We start from the raw sequence: 12,844 nt of genomic DNA on the forward strand, positions 1-12,844 counted from the left end.
AACTTGTCACAAAATCAGACTTATTGTCTGATTCTCAATTTCCAAAACGTCAGAAATAGCACAAGTTCAGCACCTATTTCAACTATTCAAGGGCTATTTCAAAGCAGTTTATCTATTTGCAGGAATAAAAGCTTTTTCTAAGACCGGTAATTCCAGTCTTTTTCATTTATTTCGAACAATCATTAAAATAAAACATGCAAGATCCAAAGTCACTTACCTCAGTCGCTTTATTTCACGAGACATTCAAACATCCAGTTTTAGCAGAACCAACCATTCCTTCAGAAACGCGCTGTAATCTCCGCGTTTCTTTATTGGCAGAAGAGCTAAGAGAATTGGAAGAGGCGATTGAAAACAAAGACCTGGTTGAAATTGCCGATGCTCTTTGTGATTTACAATACGTTTTATCCGGTGCCATCCTAGAGTTTGGGTTAGGTGAAAAATTCAAAACCCTATTTGATGAGGTTCAGCGCTCCAATATGAGTAAAGCCTGTAAATCAGAAGAAGAAGCGAAAGCTACCGTCGCACATTATGAAGCAAAGGGAACGCCCTGCTTTTATGAAAAAGAAGGGGATTTATATCTAGTTTTCAGAGAAGGAGATCATAAAACCCTAAAATCCGTCAACTATTCTCCTGCCGATTTAGCCGGTATCCTCAATAAATAAGTTAAGAAGTCTTCAGGCTATTGCCTTGATGATTTTTCAACTCAATGATCTTGGCCGGCATATTATAGCCGGCCTTTTCTAATGCTGTCAATACCTGAATGATCGCATTACTTTTTACAACTGCATCAGAAATTGAACGCTCAAAGGTATCTACCCAAAATGTTACCTGGATATTTAAGGTACTTTCTGCTAAATCAACTACCCAAACATTTGGGGATTTAACTCCCTGCAAGACACCTGGAACACGGATAATAGAAGATTCAATCAATTCAACTGCCCCTTGATATTCGGATCCATAATCCAGACCAATGATAAAATCATATCGAAGGAATCCATCAATGGTAAAATTGGTCAATGGGTTTTTTAGAATGACTCCATTAGGAATAAATACATCTTTGCCATCTGCCGTTTTGATTTGGGTATCTCTCAGGTTAAGGGTGAGCACCTGTCCTCTCATCCCACTGATATCTACCACATCACCTACCCGAAAAGGTCTTTTGAAGGCGAGGATAATCCCTGCTAAAAAATTTTCTCCAATATCTTTCAAGGCAAAGCCAATGATAAATGCGGAAATTCCGGCTCCTGCTAATAAACCAGAAACCACCCCGGATAAACCAATGATTCGTAGGACGATCAACAGGCCCGCTAAGATGACCAAAGCACTGGCAATTCCAGCAAGAAAATTTGCCAATAAATCATCGTCCATTCGCTTGATTAAACGAACCCTAAGAAAGGTTTTAGATTTTCTGGCGAAAAAAACAAATAATAAAAAGACGCCTAAAGCCACACCAGCAACGAGTAATCCGTTTTTGAGGGTAGGCCAATCTGTAGCAAAAAATTCCAATTCCTTCATTGCAGTAAAATACAAAAAGTCATTCAGATTAGCGTTTTCTGCTCAATCAATGTAGAAAAAGGCTGCCCTTCTTGAATTAAAAGGAATTACCAAGGTCTTTCATTGCCACGTACACGGTTTTCAATTGGGAATAATGCTCGATGGCTGCCAAGCCATTTTCCCTTCCTATCCCAGATTGTTTATAGCCCCCAAATGGGATTTCAACAGGATTGATATTGTAAGAATTAATCCAACACATCCCTGCTTGAAGCCCTGCTACCATACGATGAGCCCTTCGCAAATCATTGGTATAGACTCCTGCTGCTAAACCAAACTCGGTATCATTGGCACGTTGTAAAACTTCTGACTCCTCTTTGAAAGTCAAGATTGTCATGACGGGACCAAAAATTTCTTCTTGTACGATCTGGCAATCATCCACTTTGCTTTCAAAAATGGTAGGTTCTATGAAATAACCTCCTTCACAACCTGGAACAATGATTTGCTTTCCACCAAAGATTAAATCAGCTCCTTGCTTTTTGCCCAAATCAATGTAGCCCATTACTTTTTCAAAATGGGTTTTATTGATTAGTGCACCTATTTGGGTTTCTGGGTCTGAAGGCTTTCCCACTTTGAGCTGCTTTGCTTTTCCGACAAGTTTCGCAATAAATTTTTCGTGGATAGCCTCCTGCACAAAAACTCGAGTACCATTGCTACAAATTTCTCCTTGAGTGTAAAAGTTGCCAAGCATGGCTCCGTTTACCGCTTCATCAATATCGGCATCTTCAAAAATAATAATGGGTGATTTACCTCCTAATTCCAAGGTAACATGCTTTAAGGTAGCAGCAGAAGCTGCCATGACCTTTTTACCTGTTCCTACTTCTCCGGTAATAGAAACCTTGGCTACGGCTGGATGGGCAGTCATCATTTGACCTACCTCACCATCGCCTTGGATCACGTTGAAAACTCCATCTGGCATTCCCGCTTCTTTGAAAATATCTCCCAGTAGATAAGCAGTTAATGGAGTCAATTCAGCAGGTTTAAAAATCATAACGTTCCCACAAGCTAAAGCAGGTGCTGCTTTCCAGCAAGCAATTTGGATAGGATAGTTCCATGCTCCAATACCTGCACAAATCCCCAAAGGTTCTCTTTTGGTGTAGGCAAAATCTCCTCCCAATTCAAAATGCTCTCCATGTAATGTAGGTGCCAACCCTGCATAATATTCCAAGCAATCTGCCCCTGAAATTACATCTACCGCTACTGCTTCCTTGAGGGGTTTACCAGAATCCTGAGATTCCAACAGTGCCAATTCCTCATTTTTTCTCGTAACAAGGCAGAAGCTTTATGTAATATTCTCCCTCTCTCAGTGGGAGACATGGCTGACCATACTTTGAAACCTTTTTTCGCGGACTCGATGGCTATTTCAAAATCTTCCGAAGAAGCACTGGTGACTTGATGGGTTTTTTCGCCAGTGGCAGGATTGAAGTTATCAAAGCTCTTACCTGTTCCGTTGACTGACTTATTATCTATATATAATGGGATGGTTTGCATTTTTGGAGATTTAATGGCCTTTTAGGATCGTTTTTCGTGAAACAAAGGCAAAAGTTGAATGGTCATTCAAATTTATAGGTCTTATCATCCTGACCCAAAAAAGTAGCGATTGAATTTTAAAAAATAAATCTGAGACCGAGTAAAATACAAAAAGCCCCACATTACTGTGAGGCTTTTGTACCAGGAGCGGGAATCGAACCCGCACGGCCGTGAAGCCACAAGATTTTAAGTCTTGCGTGTCTACCTATTCCACCATCCCGGCTTCACTCCAACGATTCGGAGCTACTTAAACTCTAAACAAGAAAGCCCTTGAATCAAGGGCTTCTTAGAGCGAGAGACGAGATTCGAACTCGCGACCCCGACCTTGGCAAGGTCGTGCTCTACCAGCTGAGCTACTCTCGCTTTTTCAAAACTCAAACGATCTTTGAGCGATTTGTGGATGCAAAGGTAAGATCGTTAAATAAATTTACAAGTATTGTTCATGAATTTTTTTCCTTTTTCTTTCGATATTCTCTGATAAAGTTGATTTACAGCACCATATCAAAGTCATAGGAAGCAATAATTTTTATCATTTCTCCCAAGTTTTTTGCTCCCAACTTCCTTAATATATTCTTTCGATGGGTGGAAACCGTATTAAAGGAGATATTCAATTTCTCGCTGATTTCTTTGGATCCTAGCCCATCCAAAATCAAGCTAACTATTTCTTTTTCCTTTTTGGTCAAAGAAATCTCCCGATTTGATGGAGAGTTTTTACTTACAAAAATCCTAGTTCCATCATCTTTTACATAAGAATAATTCCAGTCGTAATTTTTGGTCTTAGGCGTGGTATGCAGTTTCACGATGATATGTAAATCCATCGCAAAATTACCAGCCGAGTCGATCAAATAGGGTTTGACCCTACCCATCATCCAAAACACTTCCTGGGTAGTTCTATGGACCCATCTAGTAGTATAAGAAAACTCAAATCGATGTCTCTCTGTAATGGATAGCTGATGAAATGCATCAAGCACAATCTTCTGGAAACGAAAAGTTCTTCCCTATCGTCTGGATGAATCATAGTAAACGAGGTTTCCATCCCTTTCGATTTAAACATCGAAGCTGGATAGCCTGTCAACTCCTCTATATTTCCAGTAAAAAAGCCTAAACTTAAATTTCGGTAATCAAAACATGCGATGACTAAACCTTCTCTCATCCCGATATTTTGACTGAGAACTTCAAGATCAGCAAGCATCTTTTCCTCATTAGGAGAATCTTTAAACTCCTGCTCTTTCCACGAGTGAAAAAATTTTGAATATTTATCCTGCTTTTTCAGGTCCTTCAAAAGCACCTTATCCATAAACTCTGCTTCCTTGGTTAAAATCCATTCTAATATACATATTTACCTGTCAACTACCCTTCTAATTTTTTCTTAATCTCATGTAATTTCAATAGTGCCTCTATAGGAGAAATCGCATTGATATCTATTTGCTCTATTAACTCCTTGGCTTCTTGAATTTTAGGATCGAGGTCAAATAAACTTAATTGAAAATTGTTTTTAGGAATAGATTTAATGTTTTCGTTTTTCTCACTGACTGCCTTGTCTTTTTCCAAGTGACCCATAATTTCTGAGGCCCTTAAAACAACCGGATTAGGCATGCCAGCCATTTGGGCGACATGAATACCAAAGCTATGTTCACTTCCTCCTTCCTTTAATTTTCTCATGAAAATGACCTTGTTTCCCACTTCCTTGACTGATACATTGAAGTTCTTTATTCTTGGAAAATCTTCTGTAAGTTGATTTAACTCATGGTAATGGGTTGCAAAAAGTGTCTTCGCTTTAAAACTCGGGTGATTATGTAGGTATTCCACGATGGACCATGCAATGGAAATCCCATCGTACGTAGAAGTACCTCTTCCAATTTCATCCATCAAAACCAAACTACGGTTAGATAGATTATTCAAAATGCTAGCCGTTTCCGTCATTTCTACCATAAACGTAGACTCTCCCTTCGATAGATTATCGGATGCCCCTACTCTTGTAAAAACCTTGTCAATAATTCCCACTCGTGCAAAAGAAGCCGGAACAAAACTTCCCATTTGGGCCATTAAAACAATCAAAGCTGTTTGTCTTAACAATGCCGATTTACCTGCCATGTTGGGACCGGTTATAATCATGATTTGTTGGCTGTCATGGTCCAAATAAATGTCATTTGGAACATAATTCTCTCCTAATGGTAGTTGCTTTTCAATCACGGGATGACGACCGTCTTTAAATTCCAGTGTTTCTGTATCTGAAACTTTTGGTCGGGTGTAAGAATTAGTCAGCGCTACTTGAGCAAAAGATAATAACACATCCAGCGTACCTACCACTCGTGCATTTTGCTGAATTTGAGTAACATATTTAGCAGTTTCCTGAACCAGCTCTAAAAAATACTTTTGCTCTAAGCCCACTAATCTTTCCTCTGCATGGAGGATTTTCTCCTCATAATCCTTCAACTCTGGAGTAATATATCGCTCAGCATTGACCAAAGTTTGCTTTCTGATCCATTCTTGAGGAACCTTATCTTTATGGGCATGTGTAACCTCAAGGTAATAGCCAAAGACTTTATTAAAGGCGATTTTTAATGAAGTAATTCCAGTTTTTTGAACTTCACGTTGCTGAAGCTGAACCAAAAAGTCCTTTCCGGTATTGGCGAGATTTCTATACTCATCCAATTCATCATCTACCCCATCTTTGATAATGCCCCCTTGGTGCGTCAGCATAGGAGCATCTTCTTTGAGCTCTTTGTCTATTTTTTCCAACAAAAACTCACAGAGATTGAGTTGATCTGATAGTCTTTTTAAAGTTGGATTTTCCTGACTTTTTAAAAGCTCTTTGATAGGAATAAGTGATTTTAAGGCCCTTTTGATCTGATTGATCTCCCTAGGATTCGCTCTTCCTACCACTACTTTGGATATCAAGCGCTCTAAATCTCCAATAAGTTTGAGTTCTCCTATGATATTCTCTATCAATACTGAGTTTTGATAGAAGAAGTCTACAACATTCAATCTTTCCTCGATGGCTCCTTTGTCTTTTAGTGGCAACACCATCCATTTTTTCATCATTCTGGAGCCCATGGGTGTGACGGTTTGATCCAATATCTGAATCAATGGAACTCCACCGTCATGCTGAGAGTAGACCAACTCCAAATTGCGGATAGTAAACTTATCCAACCATACATATTTCTCTTCGGCAATTCTGGAAATGGCAGAGATATGCTGAATTTCTTTGTGTTCCGTCTCTTCCAGGTAATATAAAATCGCTCCCGCTGCGATTATTCCCAGTTCTTGATCTTCAATTCCAAAACCCTTCAGATTAGCAGTTCCAAAATGACCTTTTAGTTTTTCATAGGTAAAGTCATATTGGAATACCCAATCTTCACAATGAAATGTGATAAAATCATCCTTTAACAGTTCTTGAGCAGCTTTTTTAGCAGCTTTGGAATAAATAATCTCTGAAGGAGCAAAGCTTTGGATCAGCTTTTCCAAATAAGATGCAGAACCTTCAGCACACATGAATTCACCTGTGGATAGGTCCAGAAATGAAATTCCATGCGTATCCTTTCCAAAATGGATGGATGCCAAATAATTATTCCGTTTGGTATCTAGGACCTGATCATTAAATGAAAGGCCAGGAGTTACTAATTCCGTCACGCCTCTCTTCACGATTCCTTTGACGGACTTCGGGTCTTCCAATTGGTCACAAATTGCAACCCTATTTCCCGCTCTTACCAATTTGGGTAAATAGGTATCAAGGGAATGGTGAGGAAAACCTGCCAATTCGATATGAGAAGCAGAGCCATTAGCTCTTTTTGTTAAAACAATGTCCAGCACCTTACTCGCTTTGACTGCATCTTCTCCAAAAGTTTCATAAAAATCCCCTACCCGAAACAGCAATAAGGCGCCTGGATGTTTGGCTTTAATGGCATTATACTGCTTCATTAAAGGGGTTTCTTTGCCATCTTTGGATTTGCTCATGGGAGGGTATGCTTACTTTATACTATTTTTGCTCGGGTTATTCACTTAGAATAAAACCTGAAAATAAGGCAATCCGCAAGCAGAACAAAAGGCGATGAAAAAATTAAGTATGGAAGAGCTCAACAGGCTTTCAATTGAAGATTACAAAAAAGCAGGAAAAAGCCCGATAGTCCTTGTTTTGGATAATGTGAGAAGCCTGAATAATGTGGGTTCAGCTTTTCGAACAGGAGATGCCTTTCGAGTTGAAAAAATTTTTCTTTGTGGAATCACTGGAACACCTCCACATCGGGACATTCAAAAAACTGCTTTAGGAGCCACAGAATCCGTGGAATGGAGTTATTCTGAAAGCACAGTCAAAGCAATTAGCAAGTTAAAAGCGGAGGGATATAAAATCTGTGCCTTGGAACAGGTAGATAATTCCATTTTCTTAAATGAATATCAACCTGAAAAAACAGATAAGATTGCACTGATTTTCGGAAATGAAGTGTTTGGAGTAGAAGACGAGGTACTTGAAAAATGCGATCATATCCTCGAAATTCCTCAATTAGGGACTAAGCATTCCTTAAATATCTCAGTCACCTTAGGCATAGCCGTCTGGGATATGATGGTAAAGCTAAAGCAGTTTTAGTTTTTGTTGAACCGATATCGGATACCGGTAGAACCCCTAAGAATGCTTACCTCCCCAATTATTCCAGCGATTTCCATTTGAAAACCAAAATTTTTGTTCTCAAAGGGGTAAATATTTAAACCCGCCGGAATAACTAAACCTGAAAAATAATTCACCCTGCCACCAAGCCCTCCATAGAATTGAACTGTTTCATTTTTGAAAAACAAATAATTGACAGCCAGTTCTAATCCTGTATATTCAAAACTATTATCTACATCAACCCTGAATTCCGAAAGCAATTGTCCCCTAATTGGCGATTCACTCCAATAAAAGGCCGATTACTAATATGAAATGCTGTTGTCCACTGAGCCTGAGCGATGGAGGCGGTGCCAATAAAAATAAACAGAAAAAATATTCGCTTCATGTCTTAAGATTTAGTTGATCTAAAGCTTTACGGAGTCTTCTTCTTAAAGTTTTAAATCACTCATCTTAACATGGGTTTTGATCATATTCGAGCTCGCTTTGGCCACGATTTTTCCATTATTTTTTCTAATTACCGCTTCCCAATGGTTTATATTCGCCCCGGATCTTACGAGGTCGGCTGTAAGATTCAAATCTTCTCCAATTTGAGCAGAGGAAAGAAAGTCTACACTTAGATTGATACTGGTCATTAAATATTCTGTACCAGTCACAAAATTTGCCATTCCTATTGCATCATCCAACATCAAAGATGCAACTCCACCATGAAGAATTCTGGCCGGATTGCACATATCTGGCCTTACTTGATACCTCACTTTAATGTGGGATTCCGAAACTTCTAAAAGTGTTCCATCTAGCCAATTTCCAGCTGATGAAGGGGTATGATCCAATTTTTTCCCGATGAGGGAGGTAAAGAATTCTAAAGGCGTGGGCATTATTACTTTTATTTATCCTCTAATAACTTAAAATAATCGTTCAATATTTCTTTTATCGCCTCTTGTTCGTCATTTTTTTGCCATAAAGGTTGCCAGCCCTCTTTAGATTCTATTAAAAAATCAGCCTGAGCATCAACCCAAGGTTTAATGGAATTCACATAGGATAAAAAAGTCTGAGCATTTCCATTCTCAAATGTAAAGGAAGCAGAATCTGTTGAAGTAAACGCTTTGATGTTCAATGGCCAATCTAAATTTTTGGGTTCCAGATAAATATAGGCCTCATCTTTTAATGAGTTTTGGATAATCACTAAGTCTAAGCCTCGCTTATTTTCTTCTTGATTTCTGTCTTTATGTCTAAATAAGAGCATTTTAGCATCGGATCGTGCTTCTCGATCATAATGAATCGCCTTCAGGTTTAAAAAACAGGCGATTAGAGTCATTCACCTTAAATGTTTGATCTTCACCTGTATTATTCGCTCTTTTCTCATTGAAAAAAGAAAGTAACAAAACAATGAACACTGAGGCAATTCCAAATATTTTTAGAATTTTCAGTAGCTCAGGCGTAAATATTGGATCTTTAGAAGTGCCTTTTCCCATACATTAATCAACTGTCATCCTATTTAAAGGTTAGATTAATGTACGTAGGATCCTGCGTTAATATCTATGCTAGTTCCTGTAGCATGGTCAGCCAAACCAGAACAAAGGAGAGTAATCATTGGGGCAATATCTTCCGGTTTAGTCAATTCAGTCAGAGCAATGTCGTTTAGAGCATATTCTTCCCCGTATTCAGATAGAATTTCATTGGCCATGTCTGTTCGCGTAAAGCCCGGTGCCACCAAAAATGCTTTGATCCCTACTTTTCCATAATACCTGGCTATAGATCTGGTCAAACTAATTAGTGCTCCTTTAGAAGCAGCGTAGGCCAAGTAATCTGTGGTATCTCCACGAAATGCTGCTCGGGATGAAATATTAATGATTCTTCCATTTTCCAATCCTTTTGCCTGATCAATAAACTCTTTGCACAAAATGCCCAAAGCAGTGGTATTGACCTGAAGAGTTTGGTCCCAAATCTTTGCCCATTCATTAGTGGGCAAGGTATCAGGAGCTGATTTAGCGATTCCTGCATTGTTTACAATTCCAGAAAGGGGGCCATATTTTTTTACTAAATATGGAATGAAGCCGATGACTTGAGAAGAATCACCAAGATCACATTTTTCAATAAAACCTGGGGTTTTCAGTTCTTTCTGTAGTTTGAGGGCTTCTGATTCATTCGCATTGAAGTGTATAATTACCTCAGCACCTGATTGAGAGAGTTGTTTTGCAATGGCTCTTCCAATTCCTCTAGATGCCCCTGTTACCAAGATTCTCTGACCTGTTAATGAAATATTCATAATTGGAAATTTTAAAATGAACTTTTGAGCATATTGAAATCTTCAATAAATGCTTCTGTTGCTAATTTCTTTCCTGAGTTTACTACATGAATGTAGTCAGAAAAATACTTTGGCTCATTAATTTTTCGGGAATGGTTAATCACATGGAACCTTGAATTAGTAACCTGGATATCATCCCTTAAATAGGGAGCAATATAGATAATTAGCTTACTTCCATTCTTTTGTGTCAACTCGCTTATTTTATCAAGGATTGGATTTGGTAACTCTGTCTCAAAAAACCTTGGTTCAGGCATAACTTCTTGAGCCAAATAATCAGGGTATTGGTAATTTCCCAGTTCATCAAATAGGTATTTATAATCAGGTTTGAATAAGGCCAAGGCCGCTGGAGGTAATAATTCCATGTTATAATAAGCATAACCTAATACAGGGAAATATTGCGAACTGAATAATGGTTTTACCCAGCCTTCCTCATACTCTTTAAAATACCTTTGAATATATACTTCCGAAACATAGGGCAAGAACCTATGATCATTTTCAGAAATAATGGTTTTGGAAGTTTCAAAATCAGGTAAGTCCAAAGAAACTACCACCCAATCAGAGGAATAACCTTGGGCATAAAAGTGCTCAAGCATCAATAAAGTGGAAGGCAAAGCAGTATAATCCATTGAAAAATTTACTGCATAGCCATCGACTGCTTCTCCAATCAATTTGGTGTCAATTGAAGCCAAACTTCTACTTGATCCAAAAACAGTCAAATCAAAAGTCTGATTTGGAGAAAAATGGTGAACCAAGTAGGTTGTTTTGAAAAATCACTCTTACCCAGAACTCTTAACCCTATGAATGCCGATACATTAGCAATCAAAAGTGTAAGAGCTAGGTAGATGATTGATTTAGTTACAAACTTTTTCATCATGCATCAAAATTGAAAATAGATGAAACTTTCATGGTTTTTAAACCCTCCGAAATAAAATATAATTAGGACAATTAGTACCAAGCTCCAAGAAGGAAGCAATACTTCTTTTCTCTGTTTGCTTTCATAATAACCTTCTATGATCATCATCCCCAAAATGCATAGCATGACAATACCCAAAATGATCTTCCTTTTATTCGCTTCAAAAATAAAATTGGAAGACCCTTCATTGGTAAACATTAAACCTATGTAATTAAATGCTTGGGAAAGGCTATCTGCCCTAAAAAAGATCCAACCTAAACAGACTACAGTAAAGGTTAGAAATATTTTTGGCAGGTTTTTGAGGATGGAATGCTCATGTAGATCCTGATGTGGTTTCATAAAGAAAAATGGAACGTACAAGATTCCATGGATCAAACCCCAAATGATAAATGTCCAATTGGCCCCATGCCAAAAGCCACTCACCAAAAAACAATCAAAACATTTCTAAAAGAGACCCAAGTGGAAACTCTACTTCCACCAAGAGGAATATAAACATAATCCCTAAACCAACTCGAGAGTGAAATATGCCATCTTTTCCAAAAATCATTGATATTTTGAGCTAGATATGGAAATCTGAAATTCAGCATCAAATCAAATCCAAAAATTCGCGATAAGCCGATTGCTATGTCTGAATACCCACTGAAATCGCCATAGATCTGAAAAGCAAATAATACTACACCAAGTATTAAGGAAAGACTTGATTGATTGGTATAATCAAGAAATATCTCATCTACCATAAATGCTGCATTATCAGCGATAACAATCTTTTTAAACAGGCCCCATATAATTAACCTGAGACCCGAAACAGCAAATGAATAGTCAAAAATCCTGGGTTTTTGGAATTGTCCTAATAGATGAGATGCTCTTTCAATTGGACCAGCAACCAATTGGGGGAAAAACTAACAAAACCAAAAAATGCCAACCAATCATCAGTAGGCTCTAATTTTCTTCTGTAAACATCAATGGTGTAGCTCAACGTTTGAAAAGTATAGAAACTTATCCCCACTGGTAATATAATGTCTAACCTTCCTGTAGGTATCTCTTTCCCAAAAAATGTAAATGCTTCACTAAGCGATTCGGAAAAAAAATTGTAGTATTTGAAAAAACCTAGAACACCAAAGTTTGCCAATAGACTTAACCCCAGCAACATTTTCCTATTAGATTCCACTGTTATGGTACCTAACCGTTTACCAATCAGAAAATCTATTCCGGAACTAAATACAATTAAACTCAAAAAACGCCAATCCCACCAGCCATAGAATATATAACTTGCTACTAATAAGACATATAGCTGGAATTGAAAGTGCTTTCTTAATGCCCAATAGAGTATAAATACTATTGGAAGAAAGATGGCAAACTCAATGGAATTAAACAGCATAGAAATTTAAGTTTGCCTAGGATTTACCAGTTTTCCCTAATCATCAAGGCTTGGATATGGGCTAAATGATGTTTGCCATGCCAGCTATACATTAATGCTATTTCACTCAGAGGATCAGAATGCTGTGATTCAGGGTGGAAATAAGTTTTTGAAAAATCAGCAGAAGACATATGATCTAGGATCACTCCCCATTTGAAGTGAATATTTTTAAGGATTCCGATAGAAATTTCAATAGGCAATTTATTGTCAGCCAATTCAGCCCAAGCTGCCTCGTTGTAAGGTTTAATCGTAGGGTTTTCCTCTGTTAAAGCTAATTTAAACCGGGTATAAGCATTAATATGACTATCTGCACAGTGGTGAACTACTTGCCTCACAGTCCATCCTCCTGGTCTATAGGGAGTATCCAATTGTTCCTCCGCCATATTTTTCACAGTGGATTCTAAGAATTTAGGCAAGGATTTTATTTCTTCAATCGCTTTTGCCAGATCCGATTCAGTAATTTGGTTTGGTATTTGAAATCTACCAATTGGATATTTCAACAATTCAATGTCTATCATATGCTCT

At 38.0% G+C, this 12,844-nt stretch carries 14 protein-coding genes, 2 tRNA genes and 1 pseudogene; 2 read left to right on the forward strand and 15 right to left on the reverse strand.

The window, feature by feature from the left end; translation table 11 throughout:
* Nucleotides 1-194: 194 nt before the first annotated feature.
* Nucleotides 195-662: a hypothetical protein gene (locus tag V8V91_RS16040; RefSeq protein ID WP_373396166.1), complete on the forward strand. Its 468-nt coding sequence runs from the start codon at nt 195-197 to the stop codon at nt 660-662.
* 1 nt (nt 663) lies between these two features.
* Here the strand turns inward: V8V91_RS16040 and V8V91_RS16045 are convergent, their stop codons facing one another.
* The 7 genes and pseudogenes from V8V91_RS16045 to mutS form a co-directional block, all read right to left on the reverse strand.
* Nucleotides 664-1,515, reverse strand: a complete 852-nt coding sequence (locus V8V91_RS16045) for a mechanosensitive ion channel family protein (RefSeq protein ID WP_373396167.1) — start codon at nt 1,513-1,515, stop codon at nt 664-666.
* 76 nt (nt 1,516-1,591) lie between these two features.
* A pseudogene (gene betB / locus V8V91_RS16050) lies at nt 1,592-3,042 on the reverse strand (betaine-aldehyde dehydrogenase).
* Between the two features lie 178 nt (nt 3,043-3,220).
* A tRNA-Leu gene (locus V8V91_RS16055) sits at nt 3,221-3,304 on the reverse strand.
* Between the two features lie 67 nt (nt 3,305-3,371).
* Nucleotides 3,372-3,444 (reverse strand) — tRNA-Gly (locus V8V91_RS16060).
* 125 nt (nt 3,445-3,569) lie between these two features.
* The gene (locus tag V8V91_RS16065; protein ID WP_373396169.1) at nt 3,570-3,950 is read right to left on the reverse strand and encodes a helix-turn-helix transcriptional regulator; all 381 of its coding nucleotides are present in this window, start codon (nt 3,948-3,950) and stop codon (nt 3,570-3,572) included.
* Nucleotides 3,947-4,378 (reverse strand): hypothetical protein, encoded by a 432-nt coding sequence (locus V8V91_RS16070; protein ID WP_373396171.1) that lies wholly within the window; start codon nt 4,376-4,378, stop codon nt 3,947-3,949. The genes V8V91_RS16065 and V8V91_RS16070 overlap by 4 nt, the downstream gene beginning before the upstream one ends.
* Before the next feature lie 53 nt (nt 4,379-4,431).
* On the reverse strand, nt 4,432-7,038 hold the full coding sequence (gene mutS, locus V8V91_RS16075; RefSeq protein ID WP_373396173.1) for a DNA mismatch repair protein MutS: 2,607 nt from the start codon (nt 7,036-7,038) through the stop codon (nt 4,432-4,434).
* Nucleotides 7,039-7,132: 94 nt separating this feature from the next.
* On the opposite strand from mutS, the gene V8V91_RS16080 reads away from it, so the two are divergent.
* Entirely contained in the window at nt 7,133-7,666 is a 534-nt protein-coding gene (locus V8V91_RS16080) for an RNA methyltransferase (protein ID WP_373396175.1), read from the forward strand.
* 446 nt (nt 7,667-8,112) lie between these two features.
* Here V8V91_RS16080 and V8V91_RS16085 read toward each other — a convergent pair whose 3' ends face one another.
* The 8 genes from V8V91_RS16085 to V8V91_RS16120 form a co-directional block, all read right to left on the reverse strand.
* Nucleotides 8,113-8,559 (reverse strand): PaaI family thioesterase, encoded by a 447-nt coding sequence (locus V8V91_RS16085; RefSeq protein WP_373396177.1) that lies wholly within the window; start codon nt 8,557-8,559, stop codon nt 8,113-8,115.
* A gap of 8 nt (nt 8,560-8,567) precedes the next feature.
* A complete protein-coding gene (locus tag V8V91_RS16090; protein ID WP_373396179.1) occupies nt 8,568-8,999 on the reverse strand; it encodes a hypothetical protein in 432 nt (143 codons plus the stop codon).
* A gap of 192 nt (nt 9,000-9,191) precedes the next feature.
* Nucleotides 9,192-9,950, reverse strand: a complete 759-nt coding sequence (locus V8V91_RS16095; protein WP_373396181.1) for an SDR family NAD(P)-dependent oxidoreductase — start codon at nt 9,948-9,950, stop codon at nt 9,192-9,194.
* 11 nt (nt 9,951-9,961) lie between these two features.
* A complete protein-coding gene (locus V8V91_RS16100) occupies nt 9,962-10,741 on the reverse strand; it encodes a hypothetical protein (protein ID WP_373396183.1) in 780 nt (259 codons plus the stop codon).
* A 125-nt stretch (nt 10,742-10,866) separates the two neighbouring features.
* Nucleotides 10,867-11,325: a hypothetical protein gene (locus V8V91_RS16105; protein ID WP_373396185.1), complete on the reverse strand. Its 459-nt coding sequence runs from the start codon at nt 11,323-11,325 to the stop codon at nt 10,867-10,869.
* Nucleotides 11,322-11,789 (reverse strand): MBOAT family O-acyltransferase, encoded by a 468-nt coding sequence (locus tag V8V91_RS16110; protein ID WP_373396187.1) that lies wholly within the window; start codon nt 11,787-11,789, stop codon nt 11,322-11,324. Before V8V91_RS16110 ends, V8V91_RS16105 begins: the two co-directional genes overlap by 4 nt.
* Nucleotides 11,750-12,280 (reverse strand): hypothetical protein, encoded by a 531-nt coding sequence (locus V8V91_RS16115; protein WP_373396190.1) that lies wholly within the window; start codon nt 12,278-12,280, stop codon nt 11,750-11,752. Before V8V91_RS16115 ends, V8V91_RS16110 begins: the two co-directional genes overlap by 40 nt.
* 23 nt (nt 12,281-12,303) lie before the next feature.
* Nucleotides 12,304-12,837: a YfiT family bacillithiol transferase gene (locus V8V91_RS16120; protein ID WP_373396192.1), complete on the reverse strand. Its 534-nt coding sequence runs from the start codon at nt 12,835-12,837 to the stop codon at nt 12,304-12,306.
* Between the last annotated feature and the right edge of the window lie 7 nt (nt 12,838-12,844).

It is taken from the genome of Algoriphagus halophilus, from assembly GCF_041729275.1.
GTDB lineage: Bacteria > Bacteroidota > Bacteroidia > Cytophagales > Cyclobacteriaceae > Algoriphagus > Algoriphagus halophilus_A.

Bases quoted from the DNA above. Each gene is read 5' to 3' on its own strand.
- mutS (WP_373396173.1), bottom strand. From the start codon at position 7,038: ATGAGCAAATCCAAAGATGGCAAAGAAACCCCTTTAATGAAGCAGTAT.
- V8V91_RS16040 (WP_373396166.1), top strand. From the start codon at position 195: ATGCAAGATCCAAAGTCACTTACCTCAGTCGCTTTATTTCACGAGACA.
- V8V91_RS16065 (WP_373396169.1), bottom strand. From the start codon at position 3,950: ATGATGGGTAGGGTCAAACCCTATTTGATCGACTCGGCTGGTAATTTT.
- V8V91_RS16095 (WP_373396181.1), bottom strand. From the start codon at position 9,950: ATGAATATTTCATTAACAGGTCAGAGAATCTTGGTAACAGGGGCATCT.
- V8V91_RS16045 (WP_373396167.1), bottom strand. From the start codon at position 1,515: ATGAAGGAATTGGAATTTTTTGCTACAGATTGGCCTACCCTCAAAAAC.
- V8V91_RS16090 (WP_373396179.1), bottom strand. From the start codon at position 8,999: ATGACTCTAATCGCCTGTTTTTTAAACCTGAAGGCGATTCATTATGAT.
- V8V91_RS16080 (WP_373396175.1), top strand. From the start codon at position 7,133: ATGAAAAAATTAAGTATGGAAGAGCTCAACAGGCTTTCAATTGAAGAT.
- V8V91_RS16070 (WP_373396171.1), bottom strand. From the start codon at position 4,378: ATGGATAAGGTGCTTTTGAAGGACCTGAAAAAGCAGGATAAATATTCA.
- V8V91_RS16120 (WP_373396192.1), bottom strand. From the start codon at position 12,837: ATGATAGACATTGAATTGTTGAAATATCCAATTGGTAGATTTCAAATA.
- V8V91_RS16085 (WP_373396177.1), bottom strand. From the start codon at position 8,559: ATGCCCACGCCTTTAGAATTCTTTACCTCCCTCATCGGGAAAAAATTG.
- V8V91_RS16115 (WP_373396190.1), bottom strand. From the start codon at position 12,280: ATGCTGTTTAATTCCATTGAGTTTGCCATCTTTCTTCCAATAGTATTT.